The sequence below is a fragment of the Pseudomonas sp. HLS-6 genome, assembly GCF_002753995.1.
Lineage (GTDB): Bacteria > Pseudomonadota > Gammaproteobacteria > Pseudomonadales > Pseudomonadaceae > Aquipseudomonas > Aquipseudomonas defluvii.
This window is the reverse complement of the sequence record NZ_CP024478.1, coordinates 805,942-830,507: the sequence shown is the minus strand read 5'-3', so window position 1 is coordinate 830,507 and position 24,566 is coordinate 805,942. Positions and strand designations below refer to the sequence as shown.

The following is a 24,566-nucleotide window of genomic DNA, read 5'->3' as shown; positions in this document are numbered from 1 at the left end:
GCCGGCCAACGCCGACAATGAGGCTACAGGGCTCAGTCCTGTGGGCGCAGGCGATACTGCGGCGGCAACTGCTCAAAGCCGCTGATGGTGGTGTTGAGGCTCTTCCAGCGGCCATCCTTGATGCCGTAGATGCAGCCATGCACCGACAGGCTCTGCCCACGATGCCAGGCGTTTTGAACGATGCTGGTATGAGCAACGTTAGCCACCTGCTGAATCACGTTCAGCTCACACAGGCGGTCGACCTGCTCTTCCTCGGTGGCCAACTGCGAAAGCGCCACGCGGTTCTCGTAGTAAAGGTCACGGATCGAACGCAGCCAGCCGTCGATCAGGCCCAACTGGCGATCCTGCATCGAGGCCCGCACACCGCCACAACCATAGTGGCCGGTGACCAGAATGTGTTTGACCTTGAGTACGTCTACTGCGTACTGGATCACCGACAGGCAGTTCAGGTCGGTGTGCAGCACCACGTTGGCGACATTACGGTGAACAAACAGATCGCCCGGCAGCATGCCGACGATTTCGTTGGCCGGCACCCGCGCATCAGAGCAGCCGATCCACAGGAATTCAGGCGTTTGCTGGCGTGCCAGCTTGGCGAAAAACTCCGGATCTTCCTGTTTGATTGCATCAGCCCAGCGGGCGTTGTTATCAATCAGTTCTTGTAGGTCGTGCATGTTCAAGCCTCATAGATGATCCGCAGTCTCTGACAGGCGCCACGCCGAACAGGTCACGCGCAGCATGGAACTGCCTTCAGTCGATCAACGTGCAGGCCATCACCAGCGCATCCTCGCGACCACCAGCAATGGGGTAATAATCTCGACGCCGACCCACTTCGTTGAAGCCGTAGCGCTCGTACAACCGGTAGGCAGACTGGTTGCTGGCGCGCACCTCGAGGAAACACTCCCGACCGTTGAGCTCGTAGGCACGTTTCATCAGGTGTTCGAGCAAGCGCAGGCCCAGGCCGCGCCCCTGACTCTCCGGCTTGACGGTGATGTTGAGCAGGTGCGCCTCATCGATGATCACGTTGATCACCCCGTGCCCAACCTGTTGCCCACCCTCGAACATCAACCAGATTTCATAGGATTTTAGCCCGTCGAGGAAAATCCCTCGGGTCCAGGGGTGGCTGAAGGCGGCATATTCGATCTTCAGTACGGCATCTAGGTCCGCCTCGGTCATCCGACGAAAACTGATTGTGTCACTCATCGCTTGGTTTCCAGCGCGCCATCAGCCGACGCATGGCTTTCCAGACGTCCGCCTTGCGTTGCGGCTCGTCCATCAACACTTCAAGGCCCGGCAAGGCCCAGGCATGCCCCAGGCCCTCGACCGGTAATTCACGGTAAAAGGCCTGCTCGTCGGCCTCCCCGGCAAAGCGCACGGCAGGCAGACCAACCAGCCACAGGCAGGCGCACGGAGCGTCTTCCAGGCGGGCCTGGATAAAGCCCTGCACGAAGTCACGGGCCGCCTCCGGCCCCTGGTCAAGGTTGCCACGCACCAACAGTGGCCAGCGCACGGGCTCACCGATGATCTGCGGGCTGTCTGGCAAGCCTGCGGCACGCAACATGTCCTTGAGCAGCAAGTAGGACGGATCGCGACTCTGGAACGGTTCGCCAGTGGCCAACTCGACCAACACTAGGCAACGCCCTGCACGTAGCAATTGCAAGGCGAAACGCGGCGGCGGAACGACAGCCGCCTTGACCGGCGCTACCGCCTCCTCGGCCTCTTCCAGCGGCTTGCTGGCAGCTCGCGGGGTGGTGCTGGGGCGCGGGATCTCGATTTTCTGCCGCTCAACCGGCTTGCTCACCGGCACAACGACGGGGGCGGTCTGTTGCACGGGCGAATGTGCAACCTCCTCCACCAGCGGCTCCAACGGCAGCAAGAGTTCAGGGCGCGACGGCGCAGCGAACGGCAGTTCGGCACGCGGCAGCCAAGGCACTACTTGCATGGCATTGAGGTAAGCGCGGCGGCGGGACTCGGTGAGCAAAGGTCGGCCATCTGTGGATAAGTCAGGGCCCACATTCTACCGCCCTTCGCTGCCCGGCGCCGCAGTTGATCGGCAGAAATCCGCCCGAGAATACCCACAAGCGATCAAGGGGTGAATCGACAACCGCATGATGCAGTACAATCGGCGCTTTTATTTGGCAGCGAGTCGACCCGCCAATGATCGAACCCAAACGCGTCCTGCGCGCCCTAGCCGAACACTGGGCCTTGCTCGAGCCGTTGTGCGAGCGCTTCGACCAGGGCACCCTGAGCCTGGCAGAACTGCGCCTGCAACTGGCGACCCAGCAGCTGGAAAGCACGCCGCAAGACATCACCAACCTGCTCGATGTGTGGATTCGCCTGGATATTCTGGTGCCCGTGGCCAAAAGCCCGAACCGTTTTGAACTGAATGCCCAGATCCACGATTTCCTCGCCTACCTGCGCCGCGAGCACCGCCTTGGCCTGTGCCTGGAAATCGAAGCCTACCTGCGCCACCTCGAGCGTCTGGCCGGGCACATCCAGGACGCCTTCGACATTCGCGACGGCAATGACCTCGCACGCCAACTGCGCCTGCTCGACATGCGGGTGCGTGACGTTCTGAAAAAGCTCGACAACGACGAACAGGCACTGGTGGCCGTGGCCGAACGCGCCAAGACCAGCGACCGGCAGATTCCCCTGCGCCAGCGTTACGCTGAAGTTCTCGCGACCTGGGACGAGTACGTCGAGCCGATGATCCAACTGGTCAACGCCGACGGCGCCTTCGAGCAGGGTGTACGCAAGGTCGAGACCGTGCTGTTGCGCCTGCTTGGCGAACAGGCACGCCTGGGCCAACTGGTCGACGACGACATGCTGCTGCGCACCCATGCCCGCATCCTGGAAATGCAGACCAGCGCGCAACTGACCCTGCGTCATGCCCGCGAACTGCTGCTGCCCCTGCGTGAAGAAGCGCGCCGACACAACGCCGTGACCCGAGGCGCGGCACTGGCCCTGTCGGTGATCCGCCGCAAAGGCCTGGACGCCGTGCCACACGCGGCAATGCCCCTGTTCACCCGGCCGCAGAGCACTTTCCTCGGCAGCGCCAGCCAGGTGGAAGCCTATGTCTATGCCTTGGCCCGCTTCGAGCCCAAGCCGGCGCAGTTCCCCAAGGCGCACAAGAACCAGAAGGGCGAACCGCCGCGCGCACCGCGCACGGTCAAGGAAATGCTCGAACGCTGTACCGACGCACTGCCAATGCCAGACCTGATGACCTGGCTGCTGGAGCAGGAGCCCGAAGGCGCCACCGACGAATTGCTGTACTGGTTCTCGCGCCTGTCGCGGGAAAAGCGCTTTACCCGCGAACGCCTTGAGCGCCGTGACTACCACACCCGCGAGCACCAGGTCAGCCTGCGCTCATTCGCCCTGACGTCCAGCCGCGAAACGCCGCTGGAGCCTACTGCGAGCACCTCACATGCATCTTGATCTTTCCGAACTGTCCCAGCTCGCGCCGATCTTCCGCGAGCTGTTCAAAGGCTTCCACATCAGCCGCCGCGACCCGGAGCTTTACGCTCAATTGTCGAACTTTCAGGACCAGTACCGCGGCCTGTTCAGGGCCTTGGGCTTCGAGCTGGTCTGCGATACCCGTGGTTTCTACTACTTCGTCCCCGAGCAAGCCGCCGCGCAAGTAAACAAGACCGCCCAACGCCTCTCGCTGTTCACCTTCATTCTGGTAGAACACCTGGCCGACCAGGGGCGAGACCCGATCGCCGTGCTGGATGGCGGCAGCCTGGGCCGTGATGAGCTGCCGTCGCTGCTGGAGAAGTACCGCGACCTGTTCATCCAGGCTGAAGTCCAGACACCAGAGGAACTGGAAGAAAAGATCATGCGGCGCATGACCCAACTCGGGTTTGCCAGCGAAGAGAATGGTATCTACCGCTTCCTGCCGCCGATGCACCGCTTCCTCGACGTGTGCCTGTCGGTCCAGCAGGACCGCGACCTGGCCGCCAGCCTGCACAGCGCGTTGCCACTGCCAACGCCCGTACTGGTCGACGAAGACAGCGACGAGAAACTGCTCAAGACTGACGACCCGCTTGATCTGGGCCCGTTCGACGACCTGGACGAAACCGAAGAAGAGGCCCTGGCCCGTGCCATCGCCGAAGAGCAACAGGAGATTGATGCATGAGCCAGGAACGCTACGGCATCCGCCGCTTTGCACTGCTCAACACTGCCGGCTACAGCCTCGGTCTGTTCCCGCTGGAGCACCCGCTGTCGGTCTACGGCGCCAACAACCTGGGCAAGAGTGCGTCGATCAACGCCCTGCAGTTCCCGATCCTGGCACGCATGTCGGACATGAGCTTCGGCAAGTACAGCCTGGAGCAGTCGCGGCGCTTCTACTTCGCCAGCGACACCAGCTACATCCTCTGTGAAGTCTCACTGCCCCACGGCCCGCACGTGATCGGCGTGGTCGGACGCGGCCCGGGCGGCGGTTTCGGTCACCAGTTCTTCGCCTATGCCGGCGAGCTGGACCTGGCTCACTACCAGAAGAACGACACCTGCCTGCGCCAGAAAGAGCTGTTCAGCAACCTCGAGCGCAATGGCCTGAAGGCTTACGAACTCAAGCCTGACGAGCTGCGTCGACTGCTGGTCGGCGGGCACACGTCGGTGCCGCTGGACCTGACCCTGATTCCCTTGCGCTCCACCAGTGAACAGAGCCTGAAGACCTTCCGCGCACTGTTCATCAACCTGCTGCACATGCGCGAAATCACTGCGGCCAAACTCAAGCAACTGTTCCTCGATGCCTTCGAGCACAGCCTGCGCTCGGGCAGCGTCGACTATATCGCGGCCTGTGAAGAAGCCTTCCGCGACGTACGCCGCATGGAGCAGGACTACAACGCCCTGGTCTCAGCCGGCCCACTGGTCGAGGCCTTGGCCAACGGCGTAACCCAGCGTGACATTCTGCGCGGCAAACTGCACCGTCTGTCTCCCCTGCTCGACTCGCTGCTGGGTACCTGGCAGGACTACGCGATGGCCCGCAAGGAAGAACTGGTCATCCAGTCTGAACACTACCGCAACGAGCAGGACGCCCTGCAGAACAATCAACGCGGTGGTACCCAGGAACTGATGCGTCTGGAGCGCGAAATCACCGGCATCCAGCGCTGGCTGGGCGAGTTGTCAGTGCTCAAGCACCGCTTTGCCCTGATCGATGACGTCAAAGTCCTGGAACAGCAACTGTTGGCAGCCAAGGACGCCCACGATGAACTGGCCGGCGCCCTCGCCCAGTCACGGCAGTTCAGTGCCGAAGACCTTGAAGAACGCCTGCGCGACCTGGAAAAACGACTGAAGTCGGTCAAGCAGCAACTCGACCACGCCGACAACAACAGCTATGCCCGCCTGCGCGAAGAGTTCTCTCAACAGGACGTCGAGCGCCTGATGCGTCTGTTCAACGGCGCCCTGTTCAGCCTGCCCCTGGGCGAACGTGGCATCGAACTGGACGACAGCGAACTGTGGGTCAAATCCCTGGAAGCGGTACTTGAACGCTTCAAGGGCGAGCGCTTTGAAGTGCCGGGCCTGTCTATCGACCTGTCGCACATTGAACCCCCTGCGCTGCAGGCACTGGCCGACCGCGCGGCCCTGCGCGACCAGAAAGAGCGTCTGGAAAAAGAGCTCAAACAGCTCAAGACGCAACAGGCCGTCGCTGCCGACCGCGCTGCCAGCAAGACCCAGACCGAAGCCCTGTACCAACAGGTACTGGACGCTCAAAAAGCGCTGGAAGACTACCGCCGCGCGCAGACACTGAGCGCCGAAGAAGGCGAAAAACTCGAGCAGCTCGCGCAACTGGAGGCGGCTCAAGACGAACTCAAGCGCTCCAGTGACGCCTTCACCGAACGCGTCCAGCAGTTGTCGGCCAAGCTGCAACTGGTCGGCCGGCAGATCGCCGACATGGAAGCCAAGCAACGCACCCTTGACGATGCCCTGCGGCGCCGCCAACTGCTGCCGGCAGACCTGCCGTTCGGCACCCCGTTCATGGAGCCGGTGGACGACTCGATGGACAACCTGCTGCCGCTGCTCAACGACTACCAGGACAGCTGGCAGGGCTTGCTGCGCTGCGATGGCCAGATCGAAGCGCTGTACGCCCAGGTACGCCTCAAGGGCGTGGCCAAGTTCGACAGCGAAGACGACATGGAACGCCGCCTGCAACTGCTGATCAACGCCTACGCCCACCGCCAGGACGAAGCCCTGACCCTGGGCAAGGCGCGCCGCGCCGCGGTCACCGACATCGCCCGAACCCTGCGCAACATCCGCAGCGACTACGACAGCCTTGAACACCAGCTGGCGTTGTTCAACCGCGAGATCAACAAGCGCCAGGTATCGAACCTGCAGAGCTTCCGCATTGTTCTGGCACCGAACAAGGAAGCGCTCAAGCACATCGATCAGATTATCCACAGCGCCGGTCAGTATGAGGAAGGCGAAACGCTGTCGGTGTTTGACCTGAGCCAGAGTGCCGAGCAGGACAACAAGAACGAGGAAGCCAAGGAGTACCTGGCACGCCTGGTGGCCGCCAACCACAACCAGTTGGGCCTCAAGGACCTGTTCGAGCTGGCGTTCGAGATTACCAAGGTCGGTGGTCAGCCAGTGATCCATACCGACATCGACGGCGCCGCCTCCAACGGCACCACCATGACCATCAAGGCACTGACCAACATGTACTTGTTGCTGCACTTGATGGACCGTGACCTGGCGGGTCGCGTACGCCTGCCGTACTACCTGGACGAGGCCGCCGACATCGACGAGCGCAATCAGGCGGCGCTGCTGGAGACCAGCCTGCAACTGGGCTTTGTGCCGATTCTGGCCAGCGTCAAGCCGCAAGTCTCAGCCAAGGTGGCCATTGACCTGGAAGGTGGCAGCGGGCCGAACGGGATCTACATCGATGAAGCGGACTGGAAATTCATCAGCCGCCACGAAGAGGTCAAGGCGGTAGCACACGAAGAGGACGCGGTTTCAGCGTAGTGGCGCCATCGCAGGCATCCGTGGAAACACGGCTTGCCTGCGATGAATTCAACGCCGTATTACTGAGCCCACGGCAAGATCGGAATTGCAGTCACCGCATTCTGCGGGCTGCCTTCGATAATCCGGTCACTGTAGACCAGGTACACCAGGGTGTTGCGCTTCTTGTCCAGGAAGCGCACGACCTGCATGGTCTTGAACACCAAGGAGGTGCGCTCCTTGAACACCTCCTCACCATCCTTGAGCTCTTCCTTGAAGCGAATCGGCCCGACCTGACGGCAGGCAATGGACGCCTCGGCACGGTCTTCAGCCAAACCCAGCCCGCCTTTCAGGCCACCGGTCTTGGCGCGCGACAAGTAGCAGGTCACCCCTTCCACCTTCGGGTCGTCGAACGCTTCGACCACGATGCGGTCATTCGGCCCGACAAATTTGAACACCGTCGACACCTGGCCGATTTCCTCGGCCGAGGCCAACAATGGCAGGGCCAGCAAAGCCCCCAGCAATCCTTTGATCAAACGCACACGGTTCTCCCTCATACCAGAATCAGATTGTCGCGATGGACCAGCTCCGGCTCAGCGCTGTAACCCAGCAGGCTTTCAATGGCCTCGGAGGACTGGCCGATGATTTTCTGCGCTTCCAGCGCACTGTAGTTAGCCAGGCCTCGGGCGATCTCCTGGCCGTCCGGACCGACGCAGACCACCATCTCGCCACGGCGGAAGCTGCCTTGCACACCTTTGACGCCAACCGGCAACAGGCTCTTGTTCCCTTCGCGCAGCGCCTGGACGGCACCGGCATCAAGGGTCAACGAACCACGGGTTTGCAGGTGACCGGCCAGCCACTGCTTGCGTGCCGCCAGCATGCCACGCTCAGGCGACAGCAGGGTACCCAGGCGCTCACCCGCCTTGAGACGGTCCAGCACGCGCTCCAGACGCCCGCCGACGATGATCGTGTGCGCCCCGGAGCGGGCCGCCAGACGCGCAGCGCGCAGCTTGGTCTGCATACCGCCACGGCCCAGCGCACCACCCGTACCACCCGCCACGGCATCCAGGCTCGGATCATCGGCACGGGCTTCGTAGATCAACTCGGCATCGGGGTTGGTGCGCGGGTCGGCATTGAACATGCCATCGCGGTCGGTGAGGATCACCAGCAGGTCAGCCTCGACCAGATTCGCCACCAGCGCCGCCAGGGTGTCGTTATCACCGAAACGGATCTCGTCGGTGACCACCGTATCGTTTTCGTTGATGACCGGTACAACCCCCAGCTCTACCAGCGTGCGCAGGGTGCTGCGAGCGTTCAGGTAACGCTTGCGGTCAGACAGGTCATCATGGGTCAGAAGGATCTGCGCAGTGTGCCGGCCGTGTTCAGCGAAGCTCGACTCCCACGCCTGCACCAGGCCCATCTGGCCGATGGCAGCGGCTGCTTGCAGCTCGTTCATGGCACTCGGTCGCTTGGTCCAGCCCAGGCGGCTCATACCGGCGGCTACCGCCCCGGACGACACCAGCACCAACTCGACACCCGCTTCATGCAACGCCACCATCTGCTCGACCCAGACACCCATGGCCGCGCGATCCAGGCCTTTGCCATCTGCCGTCAGCAGGGCACTGCCGATTTTCACGACCCAGCGCTGGGCACCCGTCACCTTGCTCCGCATCTTCTTCCAACCTATGCCGATCTGTGGATTCTAAAAAACAGCGCTTGCTACGCCTTGTAGGAGCCGGCCTTGCCGGCGATGCAGCCTAACAGGTACCACGCTGATGCAATCACGGGCAAAGCCTGCACCTACAGACAGCAAAACGCCGCTTAAAAAAGCGGCGTTTAGTGTACTGCAACGGATCAGTCGCGCACGTAAATGATTTCTGGACCGTCTTCGTCCTCTTCATCCCAATCGTCGTCGTCATCGTCACCGATGTCATGCACGCTCTTCACGCCGCTACGGCGCAGGGCACGTGCGTCGTCCAGCGCCTGAAGCTGGGCACGGGCCTCGTCTTCAATACGCTGATCGAGATCCGCCAGCTCTTCGGCATACGCCGGGTCATTGGCCAGGCGATCAGCACGGTCTTCCAGATAGCGCATGATGTCGCGGCTAAGCTGCTCGGTGCCCTGCTTGGAGATTGCCGAGATCACGTACACCGGGCCTTCCCACTGCAGACGCTCAACCACTTCCTTGACGCGCTCGTCGCGCTCATCGTCCATCAGCATGTCGGTCTTGTTCAGCACCAGCCAGCGATCACGCTCAGCCAGCGACGGGCTGAAGCGGGTCAGCTCGTTGACAATGACCTCGGCAGCATCGGCACTGTTGCTCTCGTCCAGCGGCGCCAGGTCGACGAGGTGCAGCAGGAGGCGAGTACGCGCCAAGTGCTTGAGGAAGCGGATACCAAGGCCAGCACCCTCGGAAGCGCCTTCAATCAGGCCGGGAATGTCGGCAATGACGAAGCTCTTCCAGCGGTCGACACTGACCACGCCCAAGTTCGGCACCAGGGTGGTGAACGGGTAATCGGCGACCTTCGGCTTGGCAGCCGATACCGAGCGAATGAACGTACTCTTGCCTGCGTTAGGCAGGCCCAGCAGGCCGACGTCGGCCAGCACTTTCATTTCCAGCTTCAGGTCACGCTGCTCGCCCGGCTTGCCCGGCGTGGTCTGACGCGGGGCACGGTTGGTACTGGACTTGAAGCGCGTGTTGCCCAGGCCGTGCCAGCCGCCCTGGACCACCATCAGCTTCTGCCCTGGCTTGACCAGGTCGCCGATGACTTCCTGGGTGCTGGCGTCAATCACGGTAGTACCGACCGGTACACGCAGGATCAGGTCGTCGCCCTTCTTGCCGGTGCAGTCGGTGCTGCCGCCATTGGAGCCGCGCTGGGCCTCGAAATGGCGGGTATAGCGATAGTCGACCAAGGTATTGAGGTTCTCGTCGGCAACCATGAACACCGAGCCGCCGTCACCACCGTCACCGCCGTTGGGACCGCCGTTCTCGATGAACTTCTCACGGCGAAAGCTCATGCAACCATTGCCACCGTCACCGGCTTTGACCCGGATCGACACTTCATCAACAAACTTCATAAAAACCGCCTCTCGTCGTCTCGACGAGTTGAATGACACAAAGACATAAGGCTCTTGCAAAAATGAGCGCGGCGGCCCCGTCAACGACCGTAGAATCCAGCGCCGGCAGCCCATACAAACAGTTTTGCAAGAGACTCACCCCACAAACGAAAAAGCCCCGTCGCGAGACAGGGCTTTTCCAGCGACATCGCTATTAGGCAGCGACAACGCTTACGTAACGACGACCGAACTCGCCTTTTTTCTCGAACTTGATCACGCCTTCGATTTTAGCGAACAGGGTGTGATCTTTGCCCATGCCAACGCCGTAACCAGCGTGGAATTGGGTGCCGCGCTGGCGAACGATGATGTTGCCGGCCTTGATGACCTGGCCGCCATACATCTTCACGCCAAGGCGTTTGGCTTCTGAGTCGCGACCGTTACGGGTACTACCACCAGCTTTTTTGTGTGCCATGAGTTCAACTCTCCAATAAGGGGATTAGGCTGAATTAAGCCTGAATACCGGTGATTTTGATCTCGGTGAACCACTGGCGGTGGCCCATACGCTTCATGTGGTGCTTACGACGACGGAACTTGATGATGCGCACTTTGTCGTGACGACCTTGGGAGATCACTTCAGCGACTACTTTAGCGCCAGCGACGACAGGTGCGCCGATGTTTACGTCATCGCCATTGGCGACCAACAGAACGCGATCGAAGGTTACGGATTCGCCGGTAGCGACTTCCAGTTTTTCGATCTTCAGGTATTCACCTTCGGCGACTTTGTACTGCTTACCGCCGGTAACAATTACTGCGTACATGGTATTTCTCCGATAATCCTGCTCACCCAGCTCTTTATAGGTAAGAGTATTGGCTGGCATGGCTGCATAAGGCTGGAACGGCCCTGTGCAATTGCGTAAGGCAGGTGCTGCCCAGGAAGTTCAGGGTGCGCGATTGTACGCAAGCCCCGCGGCGCTTGCAAGTACCGCCCCCGGCCCACCGGCACCGCGCCTTGACAGGTCGGGACCTGCAACCTAGCATGCCGCGCAACCTTTATGGAGCACCTGTGGCCGATGCAACCCCAAGCTTTCTACCGTGCGGTAGCGGACGACTTCAGCGCCGTTGACGAGATTATCAAGAAGCAGCTGACTTCACGTGTGCCGCTGGTCTCGAAAATCGGTGACTACATCACGTCGGCTGGCGGCAAGCGCCTGCGCCCGCTGCTGGTGCTGCTGTGCGGCAAGGCACTGGGCCGCGATGGCGACCAACTGCGCCTGCTCGCTGCCACCATCGAGTTCCTGCACACCGCGACCCTGCTGCATGACGATGTCGTCGACATGTCCGGCATGCGCCGTGGCCGCTCCACCGCCAACGCCCTGTGGGGCAACGCGCCCAGCGTACTGGTCGGCGACTTCCTCTACTCGCGCTCGTTCGAAATGATGGTCGAGCTGGGGTCGATGCCGGTCATGCAGATTCTCTCCAAGGCGACCCGCGTGATCGCCGAAGGCGAAGTACTGCAGCTGTCCAAGATCCGCGACGCCAGCACGACCGAAGACGTCTACATGGATGTCATCCGCGGCAAGACGGCAATGCTGTTCGAGGCCTCGACGCACAGCGCCGCAGCCCTGGCTGAAGCCAGTGACGCTCAGCGTGAAGCCCTGCGTACCTTCGGTGACCACCTGGGCGTAGCATTCCAGCTGGTCGACGACCTGCTCGACTACAAGGGCGATGCGCAAACCCTTGGCAAGAACGTCGGTGACGACCTGGCCGAAGGCAAACCAACCCTGCCGCTGATCTACACCATGCGCGAAGGCACTGCCGAGCAGGCTGCCCTGGTTCGTCAGGCCATCCAGAAGGGCGGTATCGAAGATCTGGAAAGCATCCGCGCAGCCGTCGAGGCTGCCGGCGCACTGGACTACACTGCGCAACTGGCCCGTGACTATGTCGCTCGCGCCATTGCCTGCCTGGAAGTGCTGCCTGCCAGCGAGTACCGTGACGCGCTGGTTGAACTCAGCGAATTCGCCGTCGCCCGCACCCACTGATCCCTCCCCGGCCCATCTTCGGATGGGCCCGCTTGCCCTCTGAGCAACAAAACCTTATACAATGTGGGTTTTTGCACGCACCCCCAGAGGAACCTTAGTGAGCACTTTGCCTCCCTGCCCAAAATGCAACTCCGAATACACCTACGAAGACGGTGCCATGCTGATCTGCCCCGAGTGCGCCCACGAGTGGTCCGCCAGCGGTGAGGCCGAAGCAGGCAACGACGAGGCAGTGAAAAAGGACTCGGTGGGCAACGTCCTGCAAGACGGCGACACCGTTACCGTGATCAAGGACCTCAAGGTCAAGGGTTCGTCCCTGGTGGTCAAGGTCGGTACCAAGGTCAAGAACATCCGCCTATGTGACGGCGACCATGACATTGACTGCAAGATCGACGGCATCGGCGCGATGAAACTCAAGTCCGAGTTCGTCCGTAAAGTCTGACCCGCACCTGGATTCGGGGCCGTGCAACGGCCTCGGATCGACCTTCTGGCAGCAACTGCCAATCACTTCTTGCTATTTTGCTAATAAGAATTATTCTCATTGAAACCTCAAGGAGAATAGTCATGACCTATCTGATCGACGCCTGGCTGGAACGCCCTCACCCTTGCCTGCGCATCCTGCACCGGGAAACCGGTGAGGTCTGTGCCGTGCTCGAAGAAGACGCACTGCATGAGCTACACGCCCAGGGTGATCTGGACCTGAATGGTTTGAATTCAAACGAGCCGAATGTGCTCAAGGAACTGGTGCGCAACCTGTTTCTGTTTTCTTACGCACGGGCGTTGCGCCCGCTGTAATCGCCAGCAACGCTGGCTCCCGCACGGTTGCGCAGAAGCCGGCATTGCCGCTGCCGGAGAGCCGAGCCCCCAGCAACGCCAGGGCTTACAGAACGTCGAGCAGCTCGACGTCGAAGACCAGTACGCTGTGCGGCGGGATGCTGCCAACGCCCTGAGCGCCGTAGGCCAGCTCGCTCGGTACGTACAGGCGCCATTTGCTACCAGCGTTCATCAGTTGCAGGGCTTCGGTCCAGCCAGCGATCACGCCGCTAACAGGGAACTCAGCAGGCTGACCGCGCTCGTAGGAGCTGTCGAAGACAGTGCCGTCGATCAGGGTGCCGTGGTAGTGGGTACGGACGCTGTCATCGCGAGTCGGCTTAGCACCTTCACCAGCGGTCAGTACTTCAAACTGCAGGCCCGAAGCCAGGGTAGTGATACCTTCACGCTTGGCGTTTTCAGCCAGGAAGGCCTTGCCTTCGCCGGCCGCAGCTTCAGCCTTGGCAGCCGCTTGCGCTTGCATGATGTCGCGGATGACCTTGAAGCTGGCCGACAGCGCTTCTTCGCTGACACGGCTGGCCTGGCCATTGAACGCGTCGGTCAGACCGGCCAGGATCGCTTCCAGGTTGACGCCTGGTGGTGGGTTGTCACGCAGTTGACCACCCAGCTGACGGCCGATGCCGTAGCTGACGCGCGTTTCGTCGGTAGACAGGTTGATTTCGGACATTGGCTTGCTCCGCTACAGGGCGCACGAACACCGCGCCCTTCATGAAAAGGGCGAGCAGCCTAGCACACTGCGGCGCAGCAGTTCAGCTACCAGGCCGAACGCCGGGAAATCGGCACTTTCAGATCCTCTTCCGCTGTGCTGCTCATGCCGCACATTTCGTCCTGCACCGACCAATGCACCAGGTTCAGCGGCAGGTCTGGCAACCCCTGCAACTGCCCGCGCGCCTCTTCCACAGAGTGCACGCGCAAGCGCTGGCCTCGTGTATCAGACAACGGGTGGGCGCGCCCATGTACGCGTGCCTCAAGCAGGTAATCCCCCCCTTCGATAGCGATCAGGTTGAGTTCCTCGACATGACCAGCCCTGGCCTCGGTATTCAGATCGTGCAGGTTCATTGCAGCACCTCACTACTGGGACATACGAGCGACTGTTCATTCTTCGTACAGGGATGAACAAAGTACAAGCCAGAAACGCAACCGCCCGTCCGTTTTGTAACGGACGGGCGGTTTCAAGCGCACCGAGCAAGACGCAATCAGTGCTTGGTCAATTTGTCCAGGTAACCCATCGCGAACGCAGACACCACAAAGGTCATGTGGATGATCACATACCACATCAGGTACTGCGTCTCGATGTTCCGCGCGTCCATGAAAACCCGCAACAGGTGGATCGAGGAGATCGCCACGATCGAGGCCGCCACCTTCATCTTCAGCGAGGTGGAGTCCATCTTGCCCAGCCAACTGAGCTTTTCCTTGTCGTCATCGATGTTCAGTTGCGAGACAAAGTTCTCATAGCCGGAGAACATCACCATGACCAGCAGGCCACCCACCAGGGACATGTCGATCAACGAAAGGATCACCAGGATCAGGTCGGCTTCAGCCATGGAAAACACGTTGGGCAATACGTGGAAGATTTCCTGGAAAAATTTCAGTGCCAGCGCCAGCAGCCCCAAGGACAAACCAAAGTAGATGGGCGCGAGCAGCCAGCGAGAGGCATACATCGTGTTTTCGATAAAACGTTCCATTAAAAAACTCATCGGTGGCGAGAAAACGGGCACAAGTATACCAGCCACGAATGACAGAAAAAGCCCGCGTCAGGTTGCCGCAAGGCAACCGGGGGCAGCCCTCAGGTCTCTGGATGGAACTGGAAATCACCCACGTGATGCACCCGTTCGCCGTTGATCCGTCTGAGCTGTGCCTGCAAGTGAATGCACCAGATCTGTGGCCCATCCGCAATTTGATAGCCATGCAAGGTCAGGCTATCGACGATGGCATTAAGTACTGACTCTGCGACATAAGGACCGTGGAACGGCCCCTGAGCCTTGATCGCGGAAGGTTGCTCGCCAGCCATGCCGGCGGCGAAAAGCAGCGTCCACATACCATTGTCACCGGCCAGCGGACGAATGCTGCATTCAATGCGGGTGACCAGACCCAGGCATTGACGAGTAAGGCTGAGGCTGCGCGGCATGGCGACGATCCTCGGAGAAACCCTGTTCAGCTCCCATCGGAAGCTGTCTCTATCCTGTACCTACGACTGTCCATGATCTGAAGAATAGAAGAAAACCGACAGCGACAAGCGGTAGCACAGCAGCGGGCGCCGAATGGTCATACCGACCCTGGCGCCCACCCCCCCACGTCAGGACGACTTGACCTCGACCAACGCCTGTTCAGCGTGCTCTTTCTCCGCCTCCTTGAGCTCCTCGTCGCTGATCATCTCGGCAATTTCCCGCAGCCGCTCGACCACCCTGGCATTGACGCTACCCTCGGGGAACTGACCTTCGGCATCGGGCGTACCGGCGGGTTCGCCCACCAGCAGGCTCAATGCCTCATCGGCTTGGCTGACCGCATAGATGTGGAACTGCCCCGCGCGCACGGCCTGCAGTACACGCTCATCGAGCATCAGTGTCGTGACGTTGGCACGCGGAATGATTGCCCCCTGTTCACCGGTCAGGCCACGGGCTTCGCAGAGCCGGAAGAAGCCCTCGATTTTCTCGTTGACCCCGCCGACAGCCTGCACCTCACCGAACTGGTTGATGGAACCGGTAATAGCGAAACACTGCTTGAGCGGGGTTCTCGACAACGCCGAAATCAGGGTGCAGGCCTCACCGAGGGAGGCACTGTCGCCGTCGACATAACCGTAGGACTGCTCCAGCGCAATACTTGCGGAAATGGCCAACGGGAATTCCTGGGCATAACGACTGCCCAGGTAACCGGTCAGGATCATTACCCCCTTGGAGTGAATCGGCTGGCCCAGATTGACCTCGCGCTCGATGTCGACGATGCCGCTTCCACCCGGGTAAACCGTGGCGGAAATCCGCGCCGGCACACCGAACGCCGAATCACCCACTTCAAGCACTGTCAGGCCGTTGCACTTGCCCACGGCCGCACCTTCGGTGTCGATCAGGATGATCCCGGCAAGCATGTCGTCGAGAATCCGCGCCGAAACCCTGCCAGTACGCGTGGCCTTGGCCCTGAGCGCCCGCTCGATATGGCCGCAGTCGGTCATTTCGTCGTTGGCCAGGTGGCGAATGAAGTCCGCCTCGCTGACCAGCTGGAACAGGTCACCGATTCGCGCCGACAAACGCCCTTGATGCTCGGCCAAACGCGCACTGTAGGTTGCCAGGCGTGCGACCGCATCGGCAGTCAACGGCGCCATGCCTTCCTCGCTGGTACGGGTTTTGAGCAACTGCGCGAATTGTTCCAGGCTCTCGTCGACCATTGGAATGTCTTCGTCGAAATCCACCAGCACCCGGAACATTTCCTGGAAGTCCGGATCATGGTCCTGCAGGGCGTAGTAAAGCTGGCGGGCCCCAATGATGACGACCTTGACCTGCAGCGGAATCATCTGCGGTGTGAGGCTGACGGTGGCGACGCGCCCCAGCTCGCCCAACGGTGACTCCATTTTCAGTTTGCGCGATTGCAAGGCACGCTTGAGCGCATCCCAGACAAAGGGTTCGCCCAGCATTTTCTCGGCTTCAAGAATCAGGAAGCCACCATTTGCACGGTGCAGCGCGCCGGGGCGCAGTTGCCGATAGCTGGTGTAGAGCGCCCCTTGATCGGTGCTGTATTCGATACGGCCAAACAGGTTGTCGTAAGTCGGGTGCGGCTCAAACACCACCGGCGCACCGCCACTGACCGGATGCCCAACCACCAGGCTTGGCGCATATTGCTCTTCCAGCATCTTGCGGGCCACCGCGTCGCTTTTGCTGTCGTCGACCAGTTGTTCGACCACCGTGCGCAACAAGTTGACCTGCATGGCTTGCAGGTAGGCGCAGACGGCGGCGTTCTCCGCGTACTTTTCCGAGAGCGGCGACAACAGCGGCTGCAAGGCCAGGGTAATGGTTTCTTCGTTGAGCTGACGCAACTGGTTGCTCGACTCGCGCTTCCACTGCGGCAAGCTGGCCAGCTCTTCGTTCAGACGCTCTTCCAGTGCGGCAATGTCCTCGTGGAAACGCTCACGCTCGACTTCAGGCAACTGCGCAAACTCGGCCTCATCCAGCGCCTTGCCGTCACTCATCGGGGTGAAGGCAACGTTACTGCTGTCACGATACAGGGCAACGTCCTTTTCCAGGGACGCCCGCTCGATGACATCCAGGGCACGGTCATAGCGCTGATTGAAACCGCGGTCGATGGCGCTTTTTTTCTGCTGGAACGAGGGGTGCTCAAACACCGCCGGGAAGGTTGCCAGCAGGTTGTCGATCAAGCCGCCAATATCAGCGATGAACGCACCGGCGCTGCCAGGCGGCAACTCCAGTGCCTTGGCTTCACGCGGGTCATCAAAGTTGTTGACGTAGACCCAGTCCGAGGGGGTATGCAGGCGCTTACCTTCGGCTTTCAGGTAGCGCTTGACGAATGAGAAGCGCCCGGTGCCGGGCTCACCCATGACAAAAACGTTGTACCCAGGACGCGGCATGGCGACGCCAAACTGCAAGGCTTCGACGGCACGTTCCTGGCCAAGCACACCGCGAAAGGGCTCCAGATCATTGGTGGTGGTAAAAGCGAACTGTTCAGCGGAAAACGGCCGGGTCAAGGCTTCTGGCGCAAGACGCAGGCTCGCAGCAACAGGATCGGGCATCGGGCTTCCTTACTTCGGCGGGGCAGATGAAGCATTCTGGCGCCGGGAACCTGCGGCTTGCAAGGCTCTTCAACGCTTTCTGCAACAGGGCGAAACCTGCGCTGCACGTGCGCCGCCAGCAATCTTTCGCAATTAACCAGCGAACTGTTAGATCGTGCCTAAACTGAAGGCTGCGCGGCTGGGTAAATAACCGACCCGCGCTGGCTACTGGTCTCACCGATATGCCAGATAACCCTGACCTTTGGTTTGTACTTCTTAGAAAGAGAACAATGCTATGAAACGGATTCTTCTGGGTACTCTGTTCGCCGCCGCATCCCTGAACGCCATGGCCCAGGCGCCTGGCGGCCCGGATTGCGGCTGGGGCAACCTGCTGTTCGAGGGCCAGCGCGGTACACCGGCCCACTTCCTTGCATCGACCACCAATGGCACCTCCGGTAACGCAACGTTCGGCATGACGTCCGGCACTAACGGCTGCGCGACCAATGCCGCGCTGACGTATGGCGGCAAGTCGTGGTTCGCCATGAATGGCATGATGAACGAACTGTCTGAAGACATGGCCAAAGGCCAAGGTGAAGCACTGACCACGTACGCCGTCGTTCTCGGCGTAGCGCCCGAAGACCGCGCGCACTTCGCCGCCGTCACCCACCAACATTTCCAGGAGATCTTCAAGACTGCAGACATCACCGCTGAAGATGTCCACACCAATACCCTGGCAGTTTTGAAAAGCGACCCACGCCTGGCCAAATACGCGACCCAGGCTTAAGCTCGGCCTACCCGCCCCTGATGGGGCGGGTTGTTCTTCGCCTCTATCGGCATCATTCAGACGTAGTTGCCCGACATGCTCAAACGCCTTGCCTACCTGGCGCTCTGTGCCTGCGCCCCGTTGCATGCAGCTCCCGTTTTCGACGACAACCGCCTGAACCAGTTGGCCAATGATCGCTACTGGATCGCTTTGGGTCACTACGAAACCGCCAAGCTTGGTGGCTGGCGAAGTTATGTCGACGACCAACGTTTCTTTCTCGCCAAAGACGGAGGGCATCACCCTGATCTGGAGTTGAAGGCCACGCTCCAGGCGCTCTATGCACCAGCAAGCCTGGGTGACAAACATGCGCAGTGCGTGTTCCCGGCACGCACCCGCTGGCTGCGCGAACAACTGCAGTTGAATGACCTGCCCGCACCGGACTGCAAGGAATACCCCCAGTGGTTCAAGGATGTTTCGCCACACAGTGCGGTGATGATCTTCCCGGCAGCCTACTTGAACAGCCCCTCATCAATGTTCGGCCATACCCTGCTGCGTATCGATCAGGCCGATGTGCAAAAGAACGACACGGCGTTACTGAGTTACGCGATCAACTTTGGCGCCTACATAGAAGGCAACGACAACAGCATCCTCTATGCCTGGAAAGGCCTGATGGGCGGCTATCCGGGCCTGTTTGCACTGGTGCCCTATCAGGAAAAGCTTTCGGAATACCGCAGCCTGGAAAACCGCGACCTGTGGGAGTACCGCTTGAACCTGACCCCGGAAGAAACCGGGCGCATGGTCGAGCACGTGTGGGAACTCAAACAGATTCGCTTCGACTACTTTTTCTTTGACGAAAACTGCTCTTACCGTTTGCTCGAGTTGCTGCAGGTGGCTCGCCCAAGCCTGGACCTGACCTCGCAGTTCCCGCTCACGGCCATTCCTACCGACACCGTCAAGGCCGTCAAGCAATCGGGGCTGGTGGAGCGTATCGACTATCGGCCTTCGCGCGAACGTGAATTGCTGGAGCGCGCAGCGCCACTGGATGCCGAGGAGCAGCGCCAGGTGCTGGCCGTCAGTGCCGATACCGCACAACTGCAAAGCCCGGCGTTCAGCGCACTGCCACGTGACCGCCAGGCCTTGGTGCAAGACGCCGCCTACCGCCTGGAACGCTACCGTGCCAATGGCCAGGAGCGTGATCCGGCGCGCGCCAAACGCAGCTTTGAACTGCTGCGAGCGATCAACCGCAACCCTCCACCTGAGCTCGATATAAAGCGGCCAGGGCTGCCCGAAGATGGCCATCAGTCGCGCACCTGGCAGTTAGGGGTGGGCACACGAGAAGACCGTGCGTTCGCCGAGTATGGCCTGCGCATGGCTTACCACGACCTCAACGACAATATGTATGGCTTCCCGCTGGGGGCGCAAATCGAAATCCTCCAGCTGAAACTACGCCAGTACGAAAACAACCAGTGGCAACTGCAACGCCTGGACCTGGCGACCATTCGCTCGCTGACCCCGCGCAACGCCCTGTTGCAACCTTGGTCATGGCAAGTCGCAGGCGGCCTGGAGCGGGTGCTTGGCAGGGAGGGTGACGAAACCCTGGTCAGTCATGTAAATGGCGGCGCTGGCGGTACTTGGGCGCTGAGCGACGAAATGCTCGGCTTTGCCCTTGGAACCGTAAGGGTCGAGCACAACGCCGACTTCGCCGGCTTCATTGCGCCAGCAGCGGGCTTCAACACCGGCCTTTTGTGGCGTAACGGGCTGGGCAACCTGAGCCTGGAGGCCAAGGGCGATTACTTTACCAATGGCGAAGTGCGCCGAAGCCTGAGCCTGAACCAGCAGTGGGAGCTGTCGAACAACCTCGGCCTGCGCCTGAGCGCAAAACGCGATTTCAGCGCGTTCACCACAGCGCAGAACGAGGTGATGCTTGAGCTCAAGTGGTACAACTACTGATTAGCCGCAGTGTACTGGCCCCTGTGTACGGATCTTTGTGCACTGGCCTTTTCGGCGATTGCCAATGCCACTCGGGAGACGACCGTGACGGTTGTCAGGCCGCAGCGTTAATAGCTGGCGACTTTCGCAAAGATGTACCACGCTACCTGCACAACCGCCAATATGAGGCCGGCTGGGACAATGGCTTTCGCCAGTGCCAGGCCATGCAGGAGCATCAGGACCTGCGAGACTACCGTGCCCGCCATTGGGACGATCACGAAGAACAATGGCAGCAGGAGAAAGACCGCGATGCGGCGACGCAAACAGGTCGCAACCGGGTCAGCCAGAGTGCGCACGTCTGTCAGCAGGGTCTCCTGAGAAGGAGCCGTTCATGAGTCGTGCATTCGTCAATGAAGATCAAGCCGGTGACCAGGCTGATCAGCCCGTTGAACGTCAGATCAGCGAGCAACCCAACTACGTCACCGCCCGAGGTCTTACCTTGCTGCATGAGCGTGTCGCCGAATTGAACACGCTGCGCAGTGAACTGCTCGCCCAAGGTGAGCAGGCAGACAAGCAGCGGCTCGTGGAGACCGAGCGTGACCTGCGCTATTTCAATGCCAAGGTGCAGAGTGCGCTGGTGGTTGCACCAGCGGCATCACGGGACAAGGTGCAGATTGGCAGCCACGTGACCTTTGCCGATGAAAGCGGTCAGCAGCATCAGGTTCAACTGGTCGGAGAAGATCAGGCCTATGCCGCAAGCGGCCTGATCAACTGGGGTTCCCCCCTGGGCCGGGCGCTGCTGGGCGCCAAGCCAGGGGACGAAGTGGTGTGGCGACGACCGGCCGGTGATCAGTCGATCGAGATCATCGCCATCGAACCGGAGGCTTAAACGACGCCTTGAGCCAGCATGGCATCGGCAACTTTGACGAAGCCGGCAATGTTGGCGCCTTTGACGTAGTTGATTCGACCGTTTTCCTCACCGTAATGCACGCAGGCGTGGTGGATCGACTGCATGATGTTGTGCAGCTTGCTGTCCACTTCGCCAGCAGTCCACAACAGGCGCATGGCGTTCTGCGACATCTCCAGCCCGCTCACGGCCACGCCACCGGCGTTGGACGCCTTGCCTGGAGCGAAGAGGATGCCGGCCTCAAGGAAGATATCCACTGCCTCCAGGGTGGTCGGCATGTTTGCACCTTCGGCCACACAGAGGCAGCCATTGCTCAGCAAGGTGCGGGCATCGTCAGCGTCCAGTTCGTTCTGGGTGGCGCACGGCAGGGCGATGTCACACGGCAGGCTCCAGGGACGCTGGCCGGCACGGAACTCCAGGCCAAAGTGCCCGCCCATCTCACTGAGGCGGCCACGCTTGACGTTCTTCAGCGCCATCAACGCGTCCCATTGCTCATCATTCAGGCCCGCTTCGCAATACAGGGTACCTTCGGAATCGGACAAGGAGATCACCTTGCCACCCAGGTCCATGACCTTGCGCGCGGCGTACTGGGCCACGTTGCCGGAACCGGAGATGGCAACACGGCGACCGTCAATGCGCAGGTCCTGACGCTTGAGCATCTCTTCGGCAAAGTACACGCAACCGTAACCGGTCGCCTCAGGGCGTATCAGGCTGCCGCCGTAGGTCATGCCCTTGCCGGTCAGCACGGAGGTGAACTGGTTCGCCAGGCGCTTGTATTGGCCGAACATGAAGCCGATTTCCCGTGCGCCGACGCCGATATCACCGGCTGGTACGTCAAGGTCGGCACCAATGTGGCGGTACAACTCGCTCATGAACGCCTGGCAGAAGCGCATCACTTCAGCGTCGCTCTTGCCTTTGGGGTCAAAGTCAGAGCCGCCCTTGCCGCCGCCCATGGGCAGCGAGGTCAGGGAGTTCTTGAACACCTGTTCAAAGGCCAGGAACTTCAGCACGCCGAGGTTGACCGACGGGTGGAAACGCAGGCCGCCCTTGTAAGGGCCAATGGCACTGCTCATCTGGATACGATAACCGCGGTTGACCTGGACCTTGCCCTGATCGTCGACCCACGACACGCGGAACAGGATCGCGCGCTCAGGCTCGACCATACGCTCAAGAATACCGGCCTGCAGGTAGTGCGGATTGGCTTCCAGGAAGGGCCAGAGGCTGCGCAGTACCTCTTCCACCGCCTGATGGAATTCAGGCTGGGCTGGGTCACGTTTTTTCAGGCGTGCGAGGAAGTCTTCGACGGATTCGATCATGGGAAGGTCTCGGCAGATGATTAGCTTGTAAGAATTTTTCCCGGGACTTTATCAAGTCAAGGCGCACTGCGACAGTGCAAAATGTCGTTTTTTTGAAATTAAATGGTGCATTTATGTAAATGTATACACATTCAAGCGCGTCTTCAGCCAGGCTGTTTTGCCTGAGCCAGCGCATGCTTAGCCTTAGAGAGCCTGCCTTTCAGGCAACAGGTACGCCACATTTTTCGGCAAAAAAAAAACGGAGCCCGAAGGCCCCGTTCCAGTGCAAAACCGCGAGCGGTTATGCCAGTTTTTTGTGCCGTACCCGGTGCGGCTGGGCAGCAGCTTCGCCAAGACGCTTCTTGCGGTCGGCTTCGTACTCGGTGTAGTTACCCTCGAAGAATACCGCCTGGGAATCGTCCTCGTAGGCCAGGATGTGGGTGGCCACGCGGTCCAGGAACCAGCGATCGTGAGAGATCACGATAGCGGCGCCCGGGAAGTCCAGCAGGGCTTCTTCCAGCGAACGCAGGGTTTCCACGTCCAGGTCGTTGGACGGTTCGTCGAGCAGCAGGACGTTGGCGCCTTCCTTCAGGGTCAGGGCCAGGTGCAGACGGCCACGCTCACCACCGGAGAGGTCCTTGACGAACTTCTGCTGGTCGCCGCCCTTGAAGTTGAAGCGACCCACGTAGGTACGCGAAGGGATTTCGTAGTTACCGATACGGATCTGGTCGGAACCATCGGAGATCTGCTGGAACACGGTCTTGTTGCCGTCCAGGTCTTCGCGGCTCTGATCGACACAGGCCAGTTGCACGGTTTCACCGATCTCGATGGTGCCCGAGTCTGGTGTTTCCTTGCCCATCAGCATGCGGAACAGGGTCGATTTACCGGCACCGTTACCACCGATCACACCGACAATGGCGCCTTTAGGCATGCTGAACGACAGGTTGTCGATCAGTACACGGTCGCCATAACCCTTGGTGACGTTCTTGAACTCGATGACCTTGTCGCCCAGGCGCGGGCCAGCCGGGATGTAGATCTCGTTGGTTTCGCTGCGTTTCTGGAATTCCTGCGATTGCATTTCTTCGAAGCGCTGCAGACGAGCCTTGGATTTCGACTGGCGTGCCTTGGCGCCTTTGCGCACCCACTCCAGTTCTTCCTTCATGGCCTTTTCATGGGCCGACTGCTGCTTGGATTCCTGGGCCAGACGATCCGACTTGGCTTCCAGCCAGCCCGAATAGTTGCCTTCGTACGGAATACCGGCGCCACGGTCGAGTTCGAGGATCCAGCCGGCGACGTTGTCGAGGAAGTAACGGTCGTGGGTAATCGCTACCACAGTACCCGGGAAGTCGTGCAGGAAGTGCTCGAGCCAGGCGACAGAGTCGGCATCCAGGTGGTTGGTCGGTTCGTCGAGCAGGAGCATGTCCGGTGCCGACAGCAGCAGACGGCAGAGTGCTACACGACGCTTTTCACCACCCGACAGGTGTTCGACCTTGGCGTCCCAGGCAGGCAGGCGCAGGGCATCGGCCGCCACTTCCAGCTGACGCTCCAGGTTGTGACCATCGCTGGCCTGCAGAATCGCCTCAAGCTTGGCCTGTTCAGCGGCCAGCTTGTCGAAGTCGGCGTCAGGATCGGCATACGCCGCATAGACTTCGTCCAGGCGAGCCTGGGCATCCTTGATCACGCTGACCGCTTCTTCGACCACTTCACGCACGGTTTTGGTTGGGTCGAGCTGTGGTTCCTGCGGCAGGTAACCGACATTCAGCTCCGGCATTGGCCGTGCTTCACCGTCGAACTCGGTATCAACACCCGCCATGATTTTCAACAGGGTGGATTTACCCGAACCGTTGAGGCCGAGCACGCCGATCTTGGCGCCGGGGAAAAACGACAGGGAGATGTTCTTCAAGATTTCCCGCTTCGGCGGAACAACTTTGCTCAGCCGATGCATGGTGTAGACGTATTGAGCCAAAACGTTGAGCTCCTGTAAGCAAGTAAATTCAAGGGGCCAATTGTATGACGTAAAAAAGTAAAAGCGACTATTAACTTGGCCAACCGACAACCGTCAGGCCCAAGCTCTGGCCCAGGCAGGCCTGGGCCGCCGACA

Annotated in this window: 24 protein-coding genes and 1 pseudogene; 10 read left to right on the top strand and 15 right to left on the bottom strand. The window is 60.4% G+C overall.

Annotation, left to right across the window (positions count from 1 at the left end; genetic code table 11):
- Nucleotides 1-32 precede the first annotated feature (32 nt).
- The 3 genes from can to CS390_RS03635 all read right to left on the bottom strand — a co-directional run bounded on the left by can (nt 33) and on the right by CS390_RS03635 (nt 1,978).
- Nucleotides 33-671 (bottom strand): carbonate dehydratase, encoded by a 639-nt coding sequence (can, locus tag CS390_RS03645; RefSeq protein WP_065760608.1) that lies wholly within the window; start codon nt 669-671, stop codon nt 33-35.
- 76 nt (nt 672-747) lie between these two features.
- Nucleotides 748-1,200, bottom strand: a complete 453-nt coding sequence (gene rimI / locus CS390_RS03640) for a ribosomal protein S18-alanine N-acetyltransferase (protein ID WP_099773507.1) — start codon at nt 1,198-1,200, stop codon at nt 748-750.
- Entirely contained in the window at nt 1,193-1,978 is a 786-nt protein-coding gene (locus CS390_RS03635; protein WP_099773506.1) for an energy transducer TonB, read from the bottom strand. The genes rimI and CS390_RS03635 overlap by 8 nt, the downstream gene beginning before the upstream one ends.
- A 176-nt stretch (nt 1,979-2,154) precedes the next feature.
- On the opposite strand from CS390_RS03635, the gene mksB reads away from it, so the two are divergent.
- From mksB to mksF, 3 genes are read left to right on the top strand one after another with little or no spacing between them, the layout of a single operon-like run.
- Complete coding sequence (gene mksB / locus CS390_RS03630) at nt 2,155-3,432, top strand: Mks condensin complex protein MksB (RefSeq protein ID WP_065760611.1); 1,278 nt, start codon at nt 2,155-2,157, stop codon at nt 3,430-3,432.
- On the top strand, nt 3,422-4,132 hold the full coding sequence (gene mksE / locus CS390_RS03625; RefSeq protein WP_065760612.1) for an Mks condensin complex protein MksE: 711 nt from the start codon (nt 3,422-3,424) through the stop codon (nt 4,130-4,132). Before mksB ends, mksE begins: the two co-directional genes overlap by 11 nt.
- Entirely contained in the window at nt 4,129-6,957 is a 2,829-nt protein-coding gene (gene mksF, locus CS390_RS03620; RefSeq protein ID WP_099773505.1) for an Mks condensin complex protein MksF, read from the top strand. Before mksE ends, mksF begins: the two co-directional genes overlap by 4 nt.
- A 59-nt stretch (nt 6,958-7,016) precedes the next feature.
- On the opposite strand, the gene CS390_RS03615 is transcribed toward mksF, so the two are convergent.
- From CS390_RS03615 to rplU, 5 genes are all read right to left on the bottom strand, one after another.
- Nucleotides 7,017-7,475, bottom strand: coding sequence for a CreA family protein (locus CS390_RS03615; RefSeq protein ID WP_099773504.1), 459 nt, complete (start codon nt 7,473-7,475; stop codon nt 7,017-7,019).
- A gap of 11 nt (nt 7,476-7,486) precedes the next feature.
- Entirely contained in the window at nt 7,487-8,605 is a 1,119-nt protein-coding gene (gene proB / locus CS390_RS03610; protein ID WP_099773503.1) for a glutamate 5-kinase, read from the bottom strand.
- A gap of 182 nt (nt 8,606-8,787) precedes the next feature.
- A complete protein-coding gene (gene cgtA / locus CS390_RS03605; protein ID WP_065760616.1) occupies nt 8,788-10,011 on the bottom strand; it encodes an Obg family GTPase CgtA in 1,224 nt (407 codons plus the stop codon).
- Nucleotides 10,012-10,204: 193 nt separating this feature from the next.
- Entirely contained in the window at nt 10,205-10,462 is a 258-nt protein-coding gene (gene rpmA, locus CS390_RS03600) for a 50S ribosomal protein L27 (RefSeq protein ID WP_065760617.1), read from the bottom strand.
- Between the two features lie 34 nt (nt 10,463-10,496).
- A complete protein-coding gene (gene rplU / locus CS390_RS03595; RefSeq protein ID WP_065760618.1) occupies nt 10,497-10,808 on the bottom strand; it encodes a 50S ribosomal protein L21 in 312 nt (103 codons plus the stop codon).
- A 252-nt stretch (nt 10,809-11,060) separates the two neighbouring features.
- Here rplU and CS390_RS03590 point away from each other — a divergent pair, with 252 nt between their 5' ends.
- The 3 genes from CS390_RS03590 (at nt 11,061) to CS390_RS03580 (ending at nt 12,821) form a co-directional block, all read left to right on the top strand.
- On the top strand, nt 11,061-12,029 hold the full coding sequence (locus CS390_RS03590) for a polyprenyl synthetase family protein (RefSeq protein ID WP_099773502.1): 969 nt from the start codon (nt 11,061-11,063) through the stop codon (nt 12,027-12,029).
- Nucleotides 12,030-12,126: 97 nt separating this feature from the next.
- Nucleotides 12,127-12,468 (top strand): zinc ribbon domain-containing protein YjdM, encoded by a 342-nt coding sequence (locus CS390_RS03585; RefSeq protein ID WP_065760620.1) that lies wholly within the window; start codon nt 12,127-12,129, stop codon nt 12,466-12,468.
- Nucleotides 12,469-12,590: 122 nt separating this feature from the next.
- On the top strand, nt 12,591-12,821 hold the full coding sequence (locus CS390_RS03580) for a hypothetical protein (RefSeq protein ID WP_099773501.1): 231 nt from the start codon (nt 12,591-12,593) through the stop codon (nt 12,819-12,821).
- 85 nt (nt 12,822-12,906) lie between these two features.
- Here CS390_RS03580 and CS390_RS03575 read toward each other — a convergent pair whose 3' ends face one another.
- The 5 genes from CS390_RS03575 to CS390_RS03555 all read right to left on the bottom strand — a co-directional run bounded on the left by CS390_RS03575 (nt 12,907) and on the right by CS390_RS03555 (nt 17,592).
- Nucleotides 12,907-13,524, bottom strand: a complete 618-nt coding sequence (locus CS390_RS03575) for an FKBP-type peptidyl-prolyl cis-trans isomerase (protein WP_065760622.1) — start codon at nt 13,522-13,524, stop codon at nt 12,907-12,909.
- An 86-nt stretch (nt 13,525-13,610) separates the two neighbouring features.
- Nucleotides 13,611-13,916 carry a DUF6482 family protein gene (locus tag CS390_RS03570; protein WP_065760623.1) on the bottom strand — a complete coding sequence of 102 codons (306 nt, stop codon included), beginning with the start codon at nt 13,914-13,916 and terminating at the stop codon, nt 13,611-13,613.
- Nucleotides 13,917-14,053: 137 nt separating this feature from the next.
- Entirely contained in the window at nt 14,054-14,542 is a 489-nt protein-coding gene (locus CS390_RS03565; protein WP_065760624.1) for a TIGR00645 family protein, read from the bottom strand.
- A 101-nt stretch (nt 14,543-14,643) separates the two neighbouring features.
- Complete coding sequence (locus CS390_RS03560) at nt 14,644-14,985, bottom strand: hypothetical protein (protein ID WP_099773500.1); 342 nt, start codon at nt 14,983-14,985, stop codon at nt 14,644-14,646.
- Between the two features lie 168 nt (nt 14,986-15,153).
- Nucleotides 15,154-17,592: a Lon protease family protein gene (locus CS390_RS03555; protein WP_099773499.1), complete on the bottom strand. Its 2,439-nt coding sequence runs from the start codon at nt 17,590-17,592 to the stop codon at nt 15,154-15,156.
- Between the two features lie 274 nt (nt 17,593-17,866).
- Between CS390_RS03555 and CS390_RS03550 the strand changes: the two genes are divergently transcribed.
- The 4 genes and pseudogenes from CS390_RS03550 to CS390_RS03535 all read left to right on the top strand — a co-directional run bounded on the left by CS390_RS03550 (nt 17,867) and on the right by CS390_RS03535 (nt 21,152).
- Nucleotides 17,867-18,355: a DUF3015 domain-containing protein gene (locus CS390_RS03550; RefSeq protein ID WP_099773498.1), complete on the top strand. Its 489-nt coding sequence runs from the start codon at nt 17,867-17,869 to the stop codon at nt 18,353-18,355.
- Between the two features lie 75 nt (nt 18,356-18,430).
- Nucleotides 18,431-20,284, top strand: coding sequence for a DUF4105 domain-containing protein (locus CS390_RS03545; protein ID WP_099773497.1), 1,854 nt, complete (start codon nt 18,431-18,433; stop codon nt 20,282-20,284).
- A gap of 83 nt (nt 20,285-20,367) precedes the next feature.
- Nucleotides 20,368-20,580: pseudogene (locus tag CS390_RS25215) on the top strand (hypothetical protein); the annotation flags it as partial.
- 74 nt (nt 20,581-20,654) lie between these two features.
- Nucleotides 20,655-21,152, top strand: a complete 498-nt coding sequence (locus tag CS390_RS03535) for a GreA/GreB family elongation factor (RefSeq protein ID WP_099773496.1) — start codon at nt 20,655-20,657, stop codon at nt 21,150-21,152.
- Here CS390_RS03535 and gdhA read toward each other — a convergent pair.
- On the bottom strand, nt 21,149-22,486 hold the full coding sequence (gene gdhA, locus CS390_RS03530) for an NADP-specific glutamate dehydrogenase (RefSeq protein WP_099773495.1): 1,338 nt from the start codon (nt 22,484-22,486) through the stop codon (nt 21,149-21,151). The genes CS390_RS03535 and gdhA overlap by 4 nt on opposite strands.
- Before the next feature lie 280 nt (nt 22,487-22,766).
- Nucleotides 22,767-24,431 carry an energy-dependent translational throttle protein EttA gene (gene ettA, locus CS390_RS03525; RefSeq protein ID WP_065759270.1) on the bottom strand — a complete coding sequence of 555 codons (1,665 nt, stop codon included), beginning with the start codon at nt 24,429-24,431 and terminating at the stop codon, nt 22,767-22,769.
- Nucleotides 24,432-24,566: the final 135 nt, after the last annotated feature.